At 62.0% G+C, this 18514-nt stretch carries 15 protein-coding genes and 1 riboswitch; of the genes, 9 read left to right on the top strand and 6 right to left on the bottom strand.

The genetic code is table 11. The features are described 5' to 3' along the window. Positions 1-18: 18 nt before the first annotated feature. From ACLFKU_RS10170 to ACLFKU_RS10160, 3 genes are all read right to left on the bottom strand, one after another. Positions 19-1407 carry an MdtA/MuxA family multidrug efflux RND transporter periplasmic adaptor subunit gene (locus tag ACLFKU_RS10170; RefSeq protein WP_368585580.1) on the bottom strand — a complete coding sequence of 463 codons (1389 nt, stop codon included), beginning with the start codon at positions 1405-1407 and terminating at the stop codon, positions 19-21. A 435-nt stretch (positions 1408-1842) separates the two neighbouring features. After that, positions 1843-2688, bottom strand: a complete 846-nt coding sequence (locus ACLFKU_RS10165) for an IclR family transcriptional regulator (RefSeq protein ID WP_410848982.1) — start codon at positions 2686-2688, stop codon at positions 1843-1845. Between the two features lie 1909 nt (positions 2689-4597). After that, positions 4598-5764 carry an MFS transporter gene (locus tag ACLFKU_RS10160; protein ID WP_368585582.1) on the bottom strand — a complete coding sequence of 389 codons (1167 nt, stop codon included), beginning with the start codon at positions 5762-5764 and terminating at the stop codon, positions 4598-4600. A gap of 353 nt (positions 5765-6117) precedes the next feature. Between ACLFKU_RS10160 and ACLFKU_RS10155 the strand changes: the two genes are divergently transcribed. The 6 genes from ACLFKU_RS10155 (at position 6118) to ACLFKU_RS10130 (ending at position 12262) form a co-directional block, all read left to right on the top strand. Continuing rightward, a complete protein-coding gene (locus ACLFKU_RS10155; protein WP_410848981.1) occupies positions 6118-6786 on the top strand; it encodes a response regulator transcription factor in 669 nt (222 codons plus the stop codon). Between the two features lie 231 nt (positions 6787-7017). Further along, positions 7018-9252 carry a PAS domain-containing protein gene (locus ACLFKU_RS10150; protein WP_410848980.1) on the top strand — a complete coding sequence of 745 codons (2235 nt, stop codon included), beginning with the start codon at positions 7018-7020 and terminating at the stop codon, positions 9250-9252. A gap of 133 nt (positions 9253-9385) precedes the next feature. Continuing rightward, positions 9386-10084, top strand: coding sequence for a response regulator transcription factor (locus ACLFKU_RS10145; RefSeq protein ID WP_410848979.1), 699 nt, complete (start codon positions 9386-9388; stop codon positions 10082-10084). Positions 10085-10170: 86 nt separating this feature from the next. Beyond that, positions 10171-10530 (top strand): response regulator transcription factor, encoded by a 360-nt coding sequence (locus ACLFKU_RS10140; protein ID WP_368585586.1) that lies wholly within the window; start codon positions 10171-10173, stop codon positions 10528-10530. A 177-nt stretch (positions 10531-10707) separates the two neighbouring features. After that, positions 10708-11733 carry an alpha/beta fold hydrolase gene (locus tag ACLFKU_RS10135; protein WP_410848978.1) on the top strand — a complete coding sequence of 342 codons (1026 nt, stop codon included), beginning with the start codon at positions 10708-10710 and terminating at the stop codon, positions 11731-11733. Positions 11734-11749: 16 nt separating this feature from the next. Then, positions 11750-12262 carry a cytochrome P460 family protein gene (locus ACLFKU_RS10130; RefSeq protein ID WP_410848977.1) on the top strand — a complete coding sequence of 171 codons (513 nt, stop codon included), beginning with the start codon at positions 11750-11752 and terminating at the stop codon, positions 12260-12262. Between the two features lie 148 nt (positions 12263-12410). On the opposite strand, the gene ACLFKU_RS10125 is transcribed toward ACLFKU_RS10130, so the two are convergent. Further along, on the bottom strand, positions 12411-12776 hold the full coding sequence (locus tag ACLFKU_RS10125; protein ID WP_368585589.1) for a BON domain-containing protein: 366 nt from the start codon (positions 12774-12776) through the stop codon (positions 12411-12413). Between the two features lie 371 nt (positions 12777-13147). Between ACLFKU_RS10125 and ACLFKU_RS10120 the strand changes: the two genes are divergently transcribed. From ACLFKU_RS10120 to ACLFKU_RS10110, 3 genes are read left to right on the top strand one after another with little or no spacing between them, the layout of a single operon-like run. Next, positions 13148-14551, top strand: coding sequence for an amidase family protein (locus ACLFKU_RS10120; protein WP_410848976.1), 1404 nt, complete (start codon positions 13148-13150; stop codon positions 14549-14551). 55 nt (positions 14552-14606) lie between these two features. Next, positions 14607-16031 (top strand): aldehyde dehydrogenase family protein, encoded by a 1425-nt coding sequence (locus ACLFKU_RS10115; protein ID WP_410848975.1) that lies wholly within the window; start codon positions 14607-14609, stop codon positions 16029-16031. Between the two features lie 56 nt (positions 16032-16087). Next, positions 16088-16552 (top strand): RidA family protein, encoded by a 465-nt coding sequence (locus ACLFKU_RS10110; RefSeq protein WP_410848974.1) that lies wholly within the window; start codon positions 16088-16090, stop codon positions 16550-16552. Positions 16553-16574: 22 nt separating this feature from the next. Here the strand turns inward: ACLFKU_RS10110 and crcB are convergent, their stop codons facing one another. Next, complete coding sequence (crcB, locus tag ACLFKU_RS10105; RefSeq protein ID WP_368585592.1) at positions 16575-16955, bottom strand: fluoride efflux transporter CrcB; 381 nt, start codon at positions 16953-16955, stop codon at positions 16575-16577. 72 nt (positions 16956-17027) lie between these two features. Further along, positions 17028-17089, bottom strand: a riboswitch (Fluoride riboswitch). Between the two features lie 70 nt (positions 17090-17159). Beyond that, positions 17160-18347 carry an ammonium transporter gene (locus ACLFKU_RS10100; RefSeq protein WP_410848973.1) on the bottom strand — a complete coding sequence of 396 codons (1188 nt, stop codon included), beginning with the start codon at positions 18345-18347 and terminating at the stop codon, positions 17160-17162. Positions 18348-18514 lie beyond the last annotated feature (167 nt).

The following is an 18514-nucleotide window of genomic DNA, read 5'->3' as shown; positions in this document are numbered from 1 at the left end:
AAGTGCCGTGGCTTTACTTTATTGCGATGCTTGCGACGCGCGCCGGCCGCGACGCTCGTGCGCGCCCGAGGCGGCCGCGGCGCCCGGGGGAGCGCTCGCGCCGTGCGCGCCGGACGCGCCACGCGGCCGTTCGGCCGGAATCGTGATCTTCGCGCCTTCGCGCAGCCGGTCCGAACCGTCGGTCACGACGCGCTCGCCGACCGCGAGACCCGACTGGATGCTGGTGCGCTCGCCATCGACCGGGCCGACCTTGACCTGGCGCACGGTGACCGTGTTGTCGGGCTTCACGACGTACACGAAGGCACCCATCGAGCCGTTGAGCACCGCCGAGGTCGGCACGATCACCGCGTCCTTGATCGTATCGACGAGCAGGCGCGTATTGACGAACTGGTTCGGGAACAGGCCGTTGTCCTTGTTCTCGAAGATCGCGCGCAGCTTGATCGTGCCGGTGGTCGTGTCGATCTGGTTGTCCATCGTCTTCAGCGAGCCGACTTCGAGCGGATGCGTGTTGCTGCGGTCGTACGCGGTGGCCGACAGCGACTCGCCGTTGCGCGTGTGCTGGATGATCTGCTGCAGATTGTCTTCGGAGGTCGAGAACACTACGCTGATCGGATCGAGCTGCGTAATTACGACGATGCCGTTGGCGAGGCCCGAGGTCACGTAGTTGCCCGGGTCGACCTGACGCAGACCGACGCGCCCCGACACCGGCGCGGTGATGCGCGCGTACACGAGGTCGAGCTTGAAGCTGTCGACGTTCGCCTGGTCGGCCTTCACCGTGCCTTCGTATTGCCGCACCAGCGACGCCTGCGTGTCGACCTGCTGACTCGCGATCGAGTCTTGCGCGAGCAGCGTCTGATAGCGCTTCAGATCGAGACGCGCGGTGGCGAGCAGCGCCTGGTCGCGCACCAGCGTGCCCTCGGCGTTGCGCAGCGAAATCTCATACGGGCGCGGGTCGATCTGGGCCAGCACGTCGCCCTTCTTGACCATCTGGCCTTCCTTGAAATAGACGTCCTGCAGCACGCCGCTCAGTTGCGGCAGCACCGTGACGGTGGCGAGCGGCGTGACCGTGCCAAGCGCGGTCAGCACGACCGGCATCTCGCCGTGCGTCGCGGCAGCGACGTGCACCGGCTGCGGCATGTTGGCCATCGCGTTCGGACCGCCCCGGCCGAGGCGGCCGCTGCGCGCGCCGCTCTCGGCACCCGGCGCGCTCGCGCCGCTGCCGGGCCCGGCCCACGGATGCCAGCGCCACAGTACGACGCCGAGCACGACCAGCGCCGCGACGATCAGCGCGACGGTGCGGCCGCGGTGGCGTTTCACCGCGCCGGGCGCGCTCGATTGCGCGCCGCTCGCGGACGGCTGGGAAGCGGCAGGGCGTTGGGTTTCCGGGTGCTTTTGTTGTTCGTCCATCGGTTCGGTCAGGTGGCTGGCTTTGTGATGTGAGCCGCCGATACGGTCGCCGCCGTTAGAAAGACGGCGGGCCGGCATATGGGCGGCATGTCAGGCGGTCGTGGCGGCGCGCGCCGCGCAATATTTAGCGCGATGCTATCCGAGGCGCGGGACAGAGATGTTAACGCAATGCGGAATCATCACGGATCGGCGAGGCCTTTTTGACGGCGCTCACGGCTCGCGGCGCGGTCCCGCGACGGGATGCGTGATCGTACGTTGCGGCGTCTGCAACAGTCCAGCCGCGTATTTTTCGGTTAATTACGAAGGTTACAGGATGTTGGCGAATTGTAGGGCAAGGGTGGGCGGGATGCCTTCGTCACTTGACAGACCGCAGGCGGCCGGCGCCGCGTTCGGTCTGCGCGGGGCGCCGCGTTGGCGCCCGTTGCCGCCGCCGGGTCACTCGTCGAGGCGGCGCCCCGGCGTGCCGCCGATCTCCAGCACGATCTTGTCGATGCATTCGAGCAGCGCGGGTGCGGCGTCCGAGATTAGCCATTCGCGCGGACACTGGTCGGCCGCGCCGCCGCAATTGACCGCGTAGCGCTCGCCCGACGGCCCGACGAAGCCGAGCGCGATCGCGTTCAATCCGTTGTACCACTCGCCGGTGGCGATGGCGAAACCGCGTTCGAGCGTGTCCTGGATCGCACTGACGAGACGGCTGCCGATATAGCCCCAATCGTCGCCCTCGGCCGTCTGCAGGCCGATGAGCAGACGGTCGCGGTCCGCTTGCGTAAGCGCGGCGAGGTACGCCCGGCCGACGGCAGTCCGCGTCAGGCTCATGCGTGAGCCGATTTCGAGTCGCGATACAAGCACCGCCGAACGCGGCCGGATCGCGTCGATGACGACCATGTCGTAGCGGTCGCGCACCGCGAGATGCACCGACAACGCGGTGCGTTCCGCGAGTTCGATCAGGAACGGCCGCGCTCGGGAGCGGATGTCGAAGTTGCGCAGAAAGCCGTTGCTCAGTTCGAGCACCGACGAGGTCAGCACGAAGCGCTCGCTGTCGGGCAGTCGCACGAGAAAACCGGTGCCCACGAGCGTCGCGGTGATGCGCGACACGGTGGGCTTCGGGATGCCGGTCAACTCGGCAAGTTCGCGATTGCTGAGCGGCGCGTGCGCGGCGGCGACGGCGCGCAATACGGTCAAGCCGCGCGCGAGCGCGGTGACTTCGTCGCCCGGGCCGTCTCGGTCTTTGCTGACGGGGGCTTTAGCGGTGACGGTTTGATTCGGTGCGGATCGGTTCATGCGTTTTTGTGGAACAGTATTTCAGGCTGCTCGTTCGTTAACCAGTTGACGACGGCCCGCGCGGCGCGGGGGCCTTTCCAAACCGGAGCATCCGTTTCATATATTTTTGGGAAAATCATTGTATCGGAAGAAATTGCCGATCGATGAGCGACTATATCTTTTTGCTTGACTTAGTCAGCATAACCATAAAAAATGGAACCTCATTTCGAAAGTCGCCTTTGCCCGCTGCATATGATGCACGCGAGCGGAAAATCCCGGAGTCCAGGATCGATTGCCTGTCCAAAGCGCTTGCGCCTTTCGAAATACCTTCTCTCAGGTTCTAGCACGGCCCTCGGAATGGCTAGAACTTTTAAGGCGTCACGGCAACGTGACGCCTTTTTTTTGTGTCGCTATTGGGACACAACAAAGTCTGCAGCAACGGGAATAACCGAGTTCAGAGACAACAAACTCTGCAGCAACGGGAAAAGTCGTTGTGCGCCGCGCAATTTCATTGGCAATTTTGAGCGGTCTCGAGATACTTGGTTTGACAGCAGTTACATTTGTCGGGTGCGCAAGCTTTTGATCGCCCTATGCCAAGGCTCCCTCGCGTCACGCCGCTTGTCGCAATCTGAATCCGCGCCTCCTTGCTGACGAGCGCGGCACCTATTCTTATTCCAGTTGTCGTGCCGGTACTGGACCGTGCCCGGGCTCGCGGGCGCTGGTTCGCTCTCGATGCATACAAGAGTTCCGACAATCTCGGGTTGCTGGAAGCGCGCGCTTACGCCGGTCGTATCGAGCGCGCGATTAACGAGGAGCGGCAAAAGGGAGAGTTCTATGCGCTGCTCCCACCAGACATGTCCCGTGGCTTTCGTTACCCGAAGTGGGCCCCAGCCTGATTGTCCGAAGGCGGCGCTGCGTCCATTGGTCGACGCAAATCCGAGCCGCTGGGTCATTCGCTCACTCATGGTGAGCAAACGCGACGTCCTTCATGGTAAGGCAGCTCGAGAGATCATTCTCGACGTTATTGTTCCATTCATTCTGTTGGGTCGAGAGCAGCCTGCTATGCAGGCTTGCCTGCACGCGAACTGACCTTCCCGTGCGAGGCAGTTTTCTCCCTGGGTCGTATCGTTATTTGGATTTGCCCCTACGTCTCCGGACACCGCCTCACACCTGAGTTGATGAATCGGTCCTACGTCTGAGCTCGCGTTGCGAGCGGTACTTCAGCGCGCTAGAGGGTGCTGCTCGTTGCAATGCTCCAACGCGACGGCGAGATTGTGCTCTGCACCAGGTTCATGATTCGACGCTTTTATGCCGTGCTGCTGGAACGCCCGTCTGCCGTGGATGCTGCAGACTCTGTGGACGGGAAATTTGACGCTTAGCGTGACTCGCCAAGGATTCCAGCGGACTTTATTTATTCCGGAGCGCCGATTATGGCGGTGGGCGTTACCTCGCAGCCGTTATTTCCCGCAAACTTTGATGTTCGCCAATAGTCGCAAAAATCGGCACCAAATGCAGGCATTAAATCGCTCCAGCTAAAAAGGCGATACGCAATAATCGCCGATAATCACCGGTCTCATTTTACATTTCGTTTTTATTTGCAAACGCACTAGCTGCGAAAGCGCGCATACCGGTTACGCGATTCAATGAATCATGCTCCGCGAATTGAGCTATGTAAATACTTTCAATTTAAAAAGTAAATTATATTGCTCGCCTGCTTCTGGTCGTCTTTCATGCGCTCGTCATCAACACCGAGGCAAGGGTTGCGCCATGAGGGGCTCGGCCTCGAAGTTTTTTACCAACCGCTTTAGCATTATTTATCCGATCCAAGTTATTACGCTGATGCTGAGCGTTGCATTAATGTCTGTGAACTCCCATTGGTTATTGCAAATGGGGAATCCCTTTAACCCTGTCGTTCAACATTCCGTCGTGGTCACGAACTGAATTGCGCAGCGAGGCGTCGCCTGTCGCGGAGCACGGATAGCACGAGTGCCGACATGCCGCATATCGCGATCAGCGCGGTCAACGCGTTCTTCCCGGCGTGCACGAGCACCCAGCCGCCGACGGCCGGAAAGCCGAACGCACCGAGCGAGTAAGCGACGATGAACCATGTCAGCGCGGCGTGACGATGGATGGCATTGGAATCGTTGACGGCTTGTTCCTGGATCACGGGATAGGCGAGGCCATAGCCAGTTCCGAACAGCACGGCGCTGGTCGGGTGAAAGAGCGTGTGATACGGAACGGCGAACATTGCTGCAATGCCGAGCAGCATCAACATCAGCACGAGTTTCGTCGTGATTTCACGCCGCGAACTGATCACGAGCCGTCCGAGCAGCCAGCGCGCGAGAACGACCGTCACGGTATAGAAGCTGAAGAACGTGCCGGCGTGCGAGCCAGTGCCCTGAACGAGCGACATCTGGAACGTCAATAAGCCGGAGAAAACACAGGCGCACAAGCCAATCATCGCGATCGAATAAACCGCGCGCGTGCGGAGAATGGCGCCCGAATTCAGTGCCCATGGCTTTTGCGTGTGCGTTGCGGGATTCGGCGACAGCCGTGCGAATGCTTCCAGCATCAGCGATCCAGCCATGCACAGCCCCGCGACGACTAGCAGCACGCTTGCAACGCTCCAGTGCAGCGAGCGGATCGCGAACGCGGCTAGCGCCGGCCATGCGCCGATGCCCAGCATTTGTATCGTGCCGAACCGCATGAACCACGAGCCACGATCGGCATTCGTGGTTCGTTCGGCAAGCGCCATTGGAGCGGCGAGACTAAAAGAACCCCAGCCGAAACCGACAAGGAACCCGGGGACGAAACCGATCGCATTCTCTGGCGCGATGACCGTGAAAGCCGCAACGCCCGCGCCCAGGCATAGCGCCGCAATCGCGGTCAAGCGCGCCGCGCCGACGCGCGGCGCGAACCAGTCGACTAGCGGAAAGCTCACGAACGTGCCGATCACCGCTTGCGCCAACGCAATGCCGGTGTTCAGGTCGGTTCCGCCGGCGGTCCGGAAATGCATCGAGAGCAGAAACGTCGCGCCATAACCGCTGGCGGCGAGCAGCGTGCCGAGTAGAACGAAAAGAGCATGGAATGGTTGCATGCTTCGAACTCTGTTGATCGACAAGGGCAGACATATTAATCCGCCAGCCGGCGCTCAGAGGTTCCAGAACGATTAACCCATACCAAGGTATTAGCTCGCCATCCAGAAATCAGTAAGCCCTGGACATTCCGATTCAGGCCGCTCGACGCGAATTTCCAATACCAAAGTACTAGAGCCTCTTCATGACGCCCCATGTAAGCTTCAGGCTTGACGTGACAGGGATGACCGCATCGCGGCCGGCAATCCGGCGGCTATTCCCTGCAACGGTCGAGTCAGCTATTGAAGTCCAACTGATATCGAGGGTGTCTGCGATGGCCCATTCGCAGACCGTATCGTAGTAGAAGACTATCTTGATGCTAAACACTGAGACCGCGTGGTCCGCTACGACCGCAGCCAACAGAACCGCGGGCATCGTCTATGTCGTAGACGACGACGATTCGGTACGCGAAGCGCTAACGGGTCTGCTGCGCTCGATCGACCTGGAAGTCGACGCGTTCCGCTCCGCTGAAGAGTTCCTCGCGGCGCCCAAGGGCCCGGGACCAGCGTGCCTCGTGCTGGACGTGCGCTTGCGTGGCCAAAGCGGACTGGCGTTGCAGAAGTCGCTATTGACGCAGCAGCGCGCTCCGATGCCCGTTGTCTTCATGACGGGATATGGCGATATCGCCATGACGGTCGAGGCGATGAAAGCAGGGGCCCTGGACTTTCTCACCAAGCCGTTCCGCGATCAGGACATGATCGACGCGGTGGTCGCGGCATTGCAGCGCGACGCACGACGCCTCGAAGCGGATAGCTCGCTGTTCGAGGCTCGCGAACGGTGGGGCGCGCTGACGCCTCGCGAGCGGGAGGTGCTGGTCAACGTCGCGTCCGGTCTGATGAACAAGCAGATCGCTTCCAGAATGCGCATCGCGGAGGTGACGGTCAAGATTCATCGGGGCCAGGCAATGCGCAAAATGAATGTGCGCTCCGTTGCCGATCTCGTGCGTAAAACGGTTGCGCTCGGCGTAGGTCCATCCGGGCAGTAAAGGCGGGTGCGAACGAAGCCCGCAATGTGGCGATCAGCCAACTTCACCGTCTTCAATTCGACCTCAATGCGGCTTTAATCAGCCCGCCTTTCGCGCACCCATTGCATTGCGATGACTTTCGTCGCATGGGATAATCGCGCCACTTTCTGGTCGGCACCAAACTACGCACCTGAACGCAGGTTTCGGCGAACGTTTGAGAATCTCGCGCCTGCTCGCAAAATCAAAACAATGATGGGACTGGCAATTGATTCCGGCATCGTCCTCGATGCGCTGTCCGCGATGGCCTGGACCGCGCTGCCCGACGGTCGGGTCGACTTCGTGAACCGGAAGTGGTCCGAATACACAGGACGGGTGCTCGACACATCATCCGACTTGCAGTGGCGCGACGTGATTTGCGTCGACGACTTGCCGATGCTGCTCGACCGGCAAACCGCCATTCTGGCGTCCGGAGAGCCGGGTGAAATAGCGGCGCGTCTACGGCGCTTCGACGGCCAGTACCGTCGGTTCGTGCTTCAGATCAGTCCGCTGCGTGATGGCGAAGGGCGCATCGTTCGGTGGTGCGGAGTCTGCAATGACGTCGAGGACTTGCGGCGAGCGGAGGAGGCACTGAAGCGAAAGGAGCTCGACCTGCAGTTGATCGTCGAGAGCATTCCCGTGCCCGTCACGGTGATGTCGCCGACAGGCGAAGTCGAAGCCCAGAATCGGCTCACGCTGGAATACTTCGGAAAGTCGTTCGAGGAACTCAAAGCCTGGCGGAGCGGCGGATTCATTCATCCGGAAGACCTCGAGGCGGTGATCGCCGCGCAGGAAGCATCGCTCTCGAACGGCACCGCGCACAATGTAGAGAGCCGTTACCGGCGTGCCGACGGAACCTACCGCTGGTTCAACGTGCGCGGATTTCCTTTGCTCGGCCGGGACGGCAGCATTTTGCGCTGGTTCTTCCTGTCGATCGATATCGAGGACAGCAAGCGTGCGGAAATCACGCTCGCCGCGAGCGAGCGCCACCTCAACGAGACGATCAACGCACTGCCCGCGCTGATCTGGTCAGCGCGCCTGAACGGCACCGGCGAGTTTTACAACCAGCACTACCTCGATTATCTCGGCAGAACGCTGTCGCAGGTGCGAGATTACGGATGGATGGACTCGGTGCATCCGGACGACCGGGCTGGGCTGATGTCGGTGTGGAGCTCCGTGATGGCCAGTCAGTTGCCCGGCGCGGCGGAGGCGCGAATGCAGCGCTACGACGGCCAGTACCGATGGTTTCTGTTTCGCACCAGCCCATTGCGGGACCAGCACGGCAAGGTCGTCAAATGGTACGGCGTCAACATCGACATCGACGATCGCAAGCGCGCGGAGGAGGAGCTGCGGCGCAGCGAAGCATTTCTCGCCGAAGGTCAGGCGCTGGCGAGAATGGGCAACTTCTCGTGGCACGTCGATACGGGCGAGATTGCCTGGTCGGATCAGCTTTATCACATCTTCGAGTTCGAGCCGGGCACTACGGTGACGCTCGATCGTATCGTCGCGCGCTATCACCCGGAGGACGTCGGTCTCGCGTTTCAATTGATCGAACAGGTGCAACGCGGCGATAGCGATGTCGAGAGCCAGTATCGCCTGCTGATGCCGGATCAGTCGGTCAAGCATGTGCATTTGCTGGGGCATCGCGCGACTGACCGTCCGGGTGGTCGCGAATACATCGGCACGGCCCTCGACATCAGCCAGCGCCGCCGCTCGGAAGAGGCGCTCGACAAGGCGCGCTCGGAGCTTTTGAATGTCGCGAGGATCACGAGCCTCGGCGCGTTGACGGCTTCGATCGCCCACGAAGTCAACCAGCCGCTGTCGGGAATCGTGACCAACGCCAGCACCTGTCTTCGCATGCTGGCGGCAGTGCCCGCCAACATCGAAGGGGCGCAGGAGACCGCGCGGCGCACGATCCGCGACGGCAACCGCGCGGCCGATGTCATTGCGCGCTTGCGTGCGCTCTTCAGCAAGCGCAGCGTGACGCTGGAGGCGGTCGATCTCAACCATACGGCGCGCGAGGTCGTTGCCCTGATGCAGACCGATCTGGACCGGGCCCGGGTCATCGTGCGCGCGGAGTTCGCGGACGGGCTGCCGTTGGTCGGCTGTGATCGGGTGCAGGTCCAACAGGTGATCATGAATTTGCTGCGCAATGCCGCGGATGCGATGAGCAGCGTCGACGATCGGCCGCGGCGCATATCGGTCAAGACCGAGGCCGAGTCCGACGGGATGGTTCGTTTGACCGTGCTTGACTCGGGGGTCGGCTTCGATCCGCAACACGCGGAACGGCTTTTCGATGCCTTTTATACGACCAAGAATGACGGCATGGGCATTGGTCTCGCGATCAGCCGGTCGATCATCGAAAGCCAGAGCGGGCGTCTGTGGGCGGCTTTGCCGGATGACGGGCCCGGCGCGAGCTTCGCATTCTGTCTACCCATTTACGGCGGGTAAAGGCGGATAACGGGCATATACATACCTCTGTATGATGGAAGCGCATCGGGGAATCCGGCATTGTCCGGTGTTCGGACCAGTATTCATTCGGAGCCTTTATACGAATCGGCGACCGATATTAGCGAGGTATGCGATGAAGAGACCTGGTGAAACCCAGGGCCGCGTGTCCACGAGCACCCCGCAGGCGGTCCCTGTCGTGTTCGTCGTGGATGACGACGTCTCCGTGCGCGAATCTCTGGAATTGCTGATTCGCAGCGCGGGATGGCAGCCGCAGGTATTCGGATCAGCCCGGCAATTTCTCGCGCACCCGCGTGTTTGCGGACCAAGCTGCCTGCTGCTCGACGTTTCTCTGCCGGATCTGCATGGTCTGGATCTGCAGCGGCAAATCGTGGCCGACCGCGCCGACATGCCGATTATTTTCATCACCGGCTACCCCGATGTGCCCGTTACCGTGCGGGCCATGAAAGCCGGCGCGATCGAATTCTTCACCAAGCCGTTCAACGGTGAAGCCTTGCTCGAGGCCGTTCGCGACGGCATTGAACATAGCCGTCACGCGATCCAAGCGGAGAGCGAACATGCCTCGCTGCGGGCCCGCTATGCCGCGCTGACTCGCCGCGAGCGGGAAGTGATGGCGTTGGTGGTTGCCGGGTTGCTCAACAAGCAGGTGGCGGCCGAACTCGGTATCAGCGAGATCACGGTCAAGGGTCACCGTGGCCGCCTGATGGAGAAAATGGCGGCGAACTCGCTGCCGGAACTCGTGATCATGGCCGCCCAGGTGGGCGGGCAGTTCAGCTCGCGTGTCGGCTCGCCGAAGAGTTTTTCAATCGATTGATACCAAGGTATCGTGGATCGTCCGCCCGGCTTCATGCATGCTTCGAGCCGAGTAGCGGATTCAACGGGACTTGATTGCGGGTAATCATGCTGGTAACGGTGGTCGACGATGACGAAGCGGTGCGGGAATCGCTTCCAGATCTGGTGAGAATGTTCGGTTATGCGGTCAGCGAGTTCCCGTCCGCGGAAGCTTTCCTCGCATCCGAGGTGGTCGATCAGACCGACTGTCTGGTCCTCGACGTCAACATGGCGGGGAAGGGCGGGCTCGGGCTTTTCTGCGAGTTGAAAAGTCTCGGCAAGAAGATTCCCGTCGTCTTCATCACTGCCCACAAGGACGAAGCCATTCGCGAGCGTCTGCTCATGCAGGGCGCGTCTGATTGTCTGTTCAAGCCCTTTAGCGATACCGCACTTCTCGCGGCACTCCAGCTTGCGCTAGGTGAAAACTGAAAGTAGCCCGGTACTTCGGCGCAATACCGAGGCCGTAGCTCCGCGTGCGGATATACCTGCGTATAGCGCGCTAAACCGATCGCCGTATAGTCCGATCCGTTGATCGGATGGTGCCATGTCACGTGTGCCCATAAGCTTGATCGAGTCGACTTTAAACTACTCGAGAGGAGATGGAGCGTGGCAAAACTGATTGACGAACGTCGCCGGCAAATCCTGCGAACCGGCCTTGCAGGCGTTGCGATAGCGGGATCGGGAGTTGCCGGATTGGCTCGCGCGCAGCCGGTGTCCGCGAGCACGAAGGCCGCCTCCTTCGGTGAGATTCGCCGGGTTCACGGAAATGGCTTGAGCATCGGCTACGCCGATGTGGGCCCGAAAGAAGGTCCGGTCGTCATCCTGCTGCACGGCTGGCCCTACGATATCTACAGCTTCGCCGAGGTCACGCCGATACTCGTGGCGGCCGGACATCGGGTGCTCGTGCCGTATTTGCGCGGCTATGGTCCGACGCAATTTCTATCGGCGGACACCCCGCGCAATGGCCAGCAAGCCGTTGTCGCCGTCGATATCGTCGCGTTCATGGACGCGCTGAACGTCAGGCAGGCGGTGATCGGCGGATTCGATTGGGGCGCGCGCACCGCCAACATCGTCGCCGCGCTGTGGCCCGAGCGCTGCAAGGCGCTCGTCTCCGTCAGCGGTTATCTGATCGGCAGCCAGGCGGCCAACGAGAAGCCATTGCCGCCGCAGGCCGAGCTGGCCTGGTGGTATCAGTTCTATTTCTCCACGGCGCGCGGCCAGGCAGGCTATGCGCAGAACAGTCACGATTTCAACAAGCTGATCTGGCGTCTCGCGTCGCCGAAGTGGCGCTTCGATGACGCAACCTACGAACGCACGGCGGCCTCGTTCGACAACCCCGATCATGTGGCGGTGGTGATCGACAACTATCGCTGGCGTCTGGGGCTCGCGCATGGCGAGGCCAAGTACGACGACATCGAGAAGAAGCTTGCGCAATCGCCGGCGATCGCGGTGCCGACCATCACACTCGAAGGCGACGCCAACGGCGCGCCGCATCCGCAGCCGGCCGCGTACGCCGCGAAGTTCACCGGCAAGTACCAGCACCGCGACATCAGCGGTGGCATTGGCCACAATCTGCCGCAAGAGGCGCCCAAGGCGTTCGCGGACGCGCTGCTGCGAGTCCAGCGTCTTTAACGGAAGAGTGCGCGAAATGATGCTCGCTCACTTCAGGGCGCCGCTTGCCGCAGCGGTGCTCGTGCTTGCGGCAGCGGCGAATCAGGGCGCCGCGGCCGCGGATGCAACGGGCGCCGAGTCGCCCATCTACGGCGTGACGATTCCCAAGGGCTACCGGCAATGGCAGATGGTCGCTCCGGCGGAGGAAGCCGCGCCGCTAGACGAACTGCGCGTGGTGCTGGGCAATCCGCTTGCGATCAAGGCAATCGAGAGCGCCACGCAGCCGTTTCCGGACGGAACCGTTCTGGTCAAGCTGGCGTACAGAAAGAAGCAGTCGGACGACTTTGCGCCGGCGACCGTGCCGGGCGAACCGACCACGCTGCAGGTCATGGTGAAAGACTCGCGCCGCTATGCATCGACGGGCGGTTGGGGCTTTGGACGTTTCATCAACGGTGTGCCCGCGGATGCCGCGCAGCATCAGACGTGCTTTGCGTGCCATGCCGCGCTCGTCAAGGATCGCGACTACGTTTTCACGCGATACGCGCGTTGACCTGAACGCCTTTGCGGCAGCTCGCTCGTGATCGTTCGGCTTCGCATGGAGTCATGGGCGCGCCGTCGAGTCCGCCGTTCCCGCTCGGTGAGCCCATAGAAATGCGCCGGCATAGCCGGCGCGATCTCCCACGATGAAACCGGCAGGATCAGGGCGCTGCGTAGAGCGTCAGCTTGCTCGACACCGACTGCACGCCCGGCACTTTCGACGCGACATCCTGAGCGAGCTGGTCCTGCGATTCGTCGAGAATGGTGCCCGCCAGCGTGACCTTGCCCGTGCGCGTATTCGCGAATACGGCGATGTCCGTGTCGTTCAGTTGTTTGGAGCTGAACAGAGCCTCGCGGACCTTCTTCGCCAGTGCGTGATTGGCGGCGCGATCGGCGCGCATCTCCGCGCGAAGCTGCTCTTTGGTCGGAGCGGCGTTGTCGGCGGGGGGCGTCGCGGCTTGTACGAGTGCGGCCGACGACAGCAAAACGGCGAGAGCACCCGTGAGTGCCTTGTGGCGTAACGTCATGGAATCACCTGTTGACGAGGGATTGAGGAGGAGTCTTGAATGTGGGTCTTGCCCGCTCGAAAGCATAGTCTGCTGTCCGTCTCTTCTCTATCAGACATTCGGTGCCGAACCCTATACGGATGTCAACACAGCGTTATACCTTTGGATATGGCTGCGAGCCTGCGCACATGCAATTGCGCGTCAATCACCACTGCGTATTTATCGAACTGGAGAAACTCATAATGTCCCGTTACAAATAACGAAGTACCAGACAACATGCGGATACAAAGTGCGCGCTAAATGATGCCTGCGTGCATGACCGATCAATCCGACAAAGCGGCATAACCATCGTTCGGATTGGCGAAGACCAACGACGACTCCCGGGAGAATCCATGAAAGAACTTTGGCGCCTGAGTGCAAGCGAACTTGCGACGCGGATCAGGAACGGTGACGTATCGGCAAAAGAGGCCGCGCAATCCGCATTGGAGCGTCTCGAATCGGCGAATCCGGTGCTGAACGCGATCGTTGCATACCGGCCAGAAGCGGTGATTCAGCAGGCCGAGGCGGTGGACCGCGCGCGCTCTCGTGGCGACGAGCTGGGGCCGCTCGCCGGCGTTCCGGTGACGGTGAAGATCAACATCGACCAGCGCGGCTTTGCGACGACGAACGGAGCGCGCAGTCACGAGAACCTCGTCGCGCAAGTGAACAGCCCGCTCGTCGACAACCTGGAAAAGGCGGGCGCAGTGTTGCTGGGCCGCAGTAACTCGCCGACCTTTGCGTTGCGCTGGTTCACATCGAACCAGGTGCACGGCAAAACCTTCAATCCCCGAGACCGCTCGCGCACACCGGGTGGCTCGTCGGGCGGCGGCGCTGCCGCCGTTGCGGCGGGCATTGGACAACTCGCGATCGGCACCGATATCGGCGGTTCGATCCGCTATCCCGCGTATGCCTGCGGTGTTCATGGAATTCGCCCGAGCCTGGGACGCGTGCCAGCGTATAACGCGACGTGGCCGGAACGCCCGATCGGTCCTCAACTGATGTCGGCGGCGGGCCCGATGGGCCGAACGATCGCGGACCTGCAACTGGGTCTGCTGGCGCTGTCCGCACCGGACGTTCGCGACCCCTGGTATGTGCCGATGCCGCTGGTCGGCGCCGACGCGCCGAAGCGCGCGGCGTTGTGCCTGCGTCCCGGCGGTTTGCGGATCGCTCCGGAAGTCGAAACGGCGCTGCGCGAAGCCGCGCGCAAGCTCGTCGATGCCGGTTGGACGGTCGATGAAATCGACGACACGCCGCCGATTCGCGACGCGGCGCAGGTGCAGGAGCGGCTGTGGCTTGGAGATGGATTCGATGCGCTGGCAAATTCGGTCGAGAGCGATGGCGACCCGGGCGCGGCCGCGGTGGTCGCGGCGGCGCGGCTGAAGGTAGTCGACCTGCCGGTCGATGTCATCAAGGATTCGCTCGTCAAACGTACCACCTTGATGCGGCAGTGGCGGACGTTCTTCGATCGCTATCCGGTTCTGATCCTGCCCGTATCGGCGGAGCTGCCGTTTCCTGACGATCTGGATCGCGAGGGGATCGAAGGGTTCGAGCGCGTGTGGGAGTCGCAACTCACGATGCGAGCGCTACCCGCGATGGGCTTGCCGGGTCTCACGGTCACGACTGATCTGGTGAACGGAGTTCCGGTAGGCGTTCAGATCGTTGCCGCGCATTTCAGGGAGGACCTGTGCCTGCAGGCCGGTCTTGCAATCGAAGAGCGCAGTGCGCCGGTGTCGGTAGTCGATCCGGTAGCGGACTGACCATCCATACACGAAGCCGCGAAACAGAATCGAGCAATGAATGGAAGAAAGGACCATGCGTGAAATCAATGGAGGCTATATCAATGGCGAGTTCGCGCGCTTGCATGGCGCCGAGACCATCGAGTCTCTAAACCCCGCCACTGAGCAGCCGATTGCGACGGCCCGGCTCGCCGATCGCGACGACGCCCGAAATGCAATCGCCGCGGCATGTGCCGTTCAGCCATTCTTGCGCGATACGTCGAAAGCCGAGCGCATCGGCATGCTGCACAGCCTGCAGTCAGCGATCCTCGCTCGTAGCGACGACATTCGTGAGGCCACCATCGAGGAATACGGCGGCCCGTTGGCGCGGGCGCAGTGGGTCAGTCAATACGCGTCCGATTGCCTGTCGAGAACGGCCGACCTGTTGAAGGATTTTCCGTTCGAACGACAGATAGGCGACGCAAGCGTGCGTCTCGAACCAGTGGGCGTCTCCGCGCTGATCGTTCCATGGAACAGCATCGCGGGGACGATCTGCAGCAAGCTGGCGTCCGCGCTCGCGGCGGGCTGCGCAACCGTGATCAAGCCGAGCGAGCTGGCTCCTCTGCAGACGCAGGTGGTGACGGAAGCCTTGCACGCAGCGAAGCTCCCTGCCGGCGTCGTGAACGTTGTGCTGGGACGCGGCAGTGACGTCGGCGACGAACTGAGCATCAACCCGCGCGTCAGGAAAATCTCGTTCACGGGTTCGACTTCAACGGGCAAGCACATCGCCCGCGCCGCTGTCGATACGATGAAGCGGGTGAGCCTGTCATTGTCGGGAAAATCGGCGTCGATCGTGTTACCCGATGCCGATCTCGACAGTGCAATTCCTCTCGCGCTGAACGCGGCCTTCATGAACAACGGCCAGGCTTGCGTGAACGGTACGCGTCTGCTGGTTCCGCGGATCAGGTTGAAAGAGGTGCTGTCTCTGGTCGAACGTACGGTTTCGGCCATGCGGGTTGGCGATCCACGCGACCCGGCGACGGCAATTGGGCCGCTGTCGACGCGCAGTCAGTACGAGCGCATCCAGCGGTACATTCATGTCGGCCTTGCGCAAGGGGCTACGCTGGTAGCCGGCGGCGAAGGCCGCCCAGACGGTTTGACCCAAGGCTTCTTCGTCAAGCCGACGGTTTTCGCTGACGTGCATCCTGAGATGGATATCGCGAAAGAGGAAATCTTCGGCCCGGTACTTTGCGTTCTCGCGTACGACTCAGAAGAAGAAGCCATCAGCATAGCCAACGACTCGAGCTACGGCCTGCAGGCCTATGTCTTTTCCGGACGGCAAGAACATGGCGTCGCGATTGCGTCGGCGCTGGAGGCGGGCAGTGTGATGGTCAATCGTATCGTCCCGGAAACGATGGCGCCTTTTGGCGGCGTAAAGCAGTCCGGGATCGGCCGCGAATTCGGCGTGTATGGCCTCGAGGCATTCCTCGAGCCGAAGTCGATCGTGTCTCCGAAGCACTGATCACGCGCACGCAACAGCTATATCACCACAGAACCTGATCCATTGAGGAGGTCTTGATGAGTCGTATCGATATCTATGAAAAACTGAGCCAGCTCGGCATCAGTCTGCCGACTGCCGGCGCGCCGGCGGCCGCTTACGTAATGTGTCGTCAGGCGGGAAGCAGCGTCTATCTGTCCGGTCACATTGCGAAGCGCGATGGCAAGGTCTGGGTGGGGAAACTCGGCGAAACATTGGCGACGGAGGAAGGCAAACAGGCCGCCCGATTGACCGCGATCGATGTACTGGCCTCGCTGCACACCTTTCTGGGCGATCTGAATCGGGTACAGGGGATCATCAAGCTCATGTGCCTCGTCAATTCGGCGCCCGACTACACCGAGCAGCATCTGGTGACCAACGGCGCGTCCGAACTGCTGGCTGAAATCTTTGGAGAAGAGGGCAAGCATGCGCGTTCCGCTTTCGGCGTCGCTCAGATTCCGCTGGGTGCGTGCCTTGAACTGGAAATGACGGTACAAGTGGCCTAGGTTCGCGCGGCAGGCGCGCGCCTCAGCGCGCCAGCAGCGAAACCGTCGCGATGCCGAGAATCGTCATGATCAGCGACGTGCTCACGTGAATCGCCACTTCGCCAGCCGCCCAGCCGAGCCGGCCGTCCTGCAGGCGCTGCACGACTTCCGCGGAGAACGTCGAGAACGTCGACAGCCCGCCCATCAGACCGGTGATGACGAACAGCCGCCATTCCGGCGAGAGCTGGGGCACCCGCGCGAAGCCCGCGACCGCCACGCCGATGATGTAGCCGGCGATCACGTTGGCGGCGAGCGTGCCAAGCGGCAGGTCAGTAAAGAGTGGGTTCAGTCGAAAGCCGAGGAACCAGCGAAACAGCGAGCCGAGTGCGCCGCCAATCGCGACAGCGAGAAAAGACCAATACATGGAAGAGGATCGAACCGGGAATGTCGACAAACCGGTTGATGCGGGCGAGATGATGCCGCGTCCGCATAGCCGGGCGTAGCAGGCATCATCAGCCCCATGGGCGGTTAATGGAGAATGCCATCTCCAGCCGCGAAGTCTAACATCGGCGCGCGGATTTTGGGGACAGGCGTGTGGCCCGTGCCTTTCCCCGCGAGCGCCGCCTTTTCACTCCGGCGTCGCCGAAATCTTGTGAATCGACAGATCGGCGCCGTTGTATTCCTCTTCCTGATCGAGCCGCAGACCGACCGTCATGCGGATCGCGCCATACACGACCGTGCCGCCGATCCCCGACACGACGATCCCGCCGAGCGTGCCGATAATCTGCGAGGCGAACGACACACCGCCCAGCCCGCCGAGCGCGTGGGTGCCGAAGATGCCGGCCGCGATGCCGCCCCATGCGCCGCACAGGCCGTGCAGCGGCCACACGCCGAGCACGTCGTCGATGCGCCAGCGGTTCTGCACGCAGGTGAACATATAGACGAACAGCACGCCGGCGATGCCGCCCGTGATCAGCGCGCCGAGCGGATGCATGATGTCCGAGCCCGCGCACACCGCGACGAGCCCCGCGAGCGGGCCGTTGTACGTGAAGCCCGGGTCGTTGCGGCCCGCGAACCACGCGCTCAGCGTGCCGCCGACCATCGCCATCAGCGAGTTGACCGCGACGAGGCCGCTGATCTTGTCGAGCGTCTGCGAGCTCATCACGTTAAAGCCGAACCAGCCGACCGTCAGCACCCATGCGCCGAGCGCGAGAAACGGAATGTTCGACGGCGGATGCGCGGCGATGCCGCCGTCGCGGTGATAGCGGCCGTGGCGCGCGCCGAGCAGCAGCACGGCCGGCAGCGCGACCCAGCCGCCGAACGCGTGCACCACCACCGAACCCGCGAAGTCATGGAACGGCGCGCCGAACGCCTGCGTGAGCCAGTCCTGAATGCCGAAACGGTTGTTCCACGCGATGCCTTCGAAGAACGGATAGACGAAGCCGACCAGTACGAACGTCGCGAACAGCTGCGGATTGAACTTCGAGCGCTCGGCGATGCCGCCGGACACGATCGCGGGGATCGCGGCGGCGAACGTCAGCAGGAAGAAAAAGCGCACGAGCGCATAGCCGTTGTGCTGGGCGAGCGTCGCGGCGCCGTCGAAAAACTGCACGCCGTATGCGATCGTGTAGCCGATGAAGAAGTACGCGATCGTCGACACCGCGAAGTCCACCAGAATCTTGACCAGTGCATTGACCTGGTTCTTCTTGCGCACGGTGCCGAGCTCCAGGAACGCGAATCCTGCGTGCATCGCCAGCACGATGGCGGCGCCGATTAGAAGAAACTCGGTATCGGCGCCGTATTTCAGACTTTCCATCGATATGTCCCGCTTGTGCCAAAAAAGTGCGCTATGTGAGCAAGAAGCGGGCCAAAGTTGTGCCGGCCGCGTCGACCCGGTGCAATCGGACACCGGGATGGGAATCCGATGGTTTCGAACGATGCGCCGCCTGAACTCGTCATGCACCTCAAAAGAGAGGCGAAGCA

It is taken from the genome of Paraburkholderia sp. EG304, assembly GCF_046543485.1.
Lineage (GTDB): Bacteria > Pseudomonadota > Gammaproteobacteria > Burkholderiales > Burkholderiaceae > Paraburkholderia > Paraburkholderia youngii.
This window is presented reverse-complemented; position numbering and strand designations above follow the sequence as displayed.

Coding starts and splice junctions, on each gene's coding strand:
- ACLFKU_RS10170 (WP_368585580.1), bottom strand. CDS start 1,407: ATGGACGAACAACAAAAGCACCCGGAAACCCAACGCCCTGCCGCTTCC.
- ACLFKU_RS10165 (WP_410848982.1), bottom strand. CDS start 2,688: ATGAACCGATCCGCACCGAATCAAACCGTCACCGCTAAAGCCCCCGTC.
- ACLFKU_RS10160 (WP_368585582.1), bottom strand. CDS start 5,764: ATGCAACCATTCCATGCTCTTTTCGTTCTACTCGGCACGCTGCTCGCC.
- ACLFKU_RS10155 (WP_410848981.1), top strand. CDS start 6,118: ATGCTAAACACTGAGACCGCGTGGTCCGCTACGACCGCAGCCAACAGA.
- ACLFKU_RS10150 (WP_410848980.1), top strand. CDS start 7,018: ATGGGACTGGCAATTGATTCCGGCATCGTCCTCGATGCGCTGTCCGCG.
- ACLFKU_RS10145 (WP_410848979.1), top strand. CDS start 9,386: ATGAAGAGACCTGGTGAAACCCAGGGCCGCGTGTCCACGAGCACCCCG.
- ACLFKU_RS10140 (WP_368585586.1), top strand. CDS start 10,171: ATGCTGGTAACGGTGGTCGACGATGACGAAGCGGTGCGGGAATCGCTT.
- ACLFKU_RS10130 (WP_410848977.1), top strand. CDS start 11,750: ATGATGCTCGCTCACTTCAGGGCGCCGCTTGCCGCAGCGGTGCTCGTG.
- ACLFKU_RS10125 (WP_368585589.1), bottom strand. CDS start 12,776: ATGACGTTACGCCACAAGGCACTCACGGGTGCTCTCGCCGTTTTGCTG.
- ACLFKU_RS10120 (WP_410848976.1), top strand. CDS start 13,148: ATGAAAGAACTTTGGCGCCTGAGTGCAAGCGAACTTGCGACGCGGATC.
- ACLFKU_RS10115 (WP_410848975.1), top strand. CDS start 14,607: ATGCGTGAAATCAATGGAGGCTATATCAATGGCGAGTTCGCGCGCTTG.
- ACLFKU_RS10110 (WP_410848974.1), top strand. CDS start 16,088: ATGAGTCGTATCGATATCTATGAAAAACTGAGCCAGCTCGGCATCAGT.
- crcB (WP_368585592.1), bottom strand. CDS start 16,955: ATGTATTGGTCTTTTCTCGCTGTCGCGATTGGCGGCGCACTCGGCTCG.
- ACLFKU_RS10100 (WP_410848973.1), bottom strand. CDS start 18,347: ATGGAAAGTCTGAAATACGGCGCCGATACCGAGTTTCTTCTAATCGGC.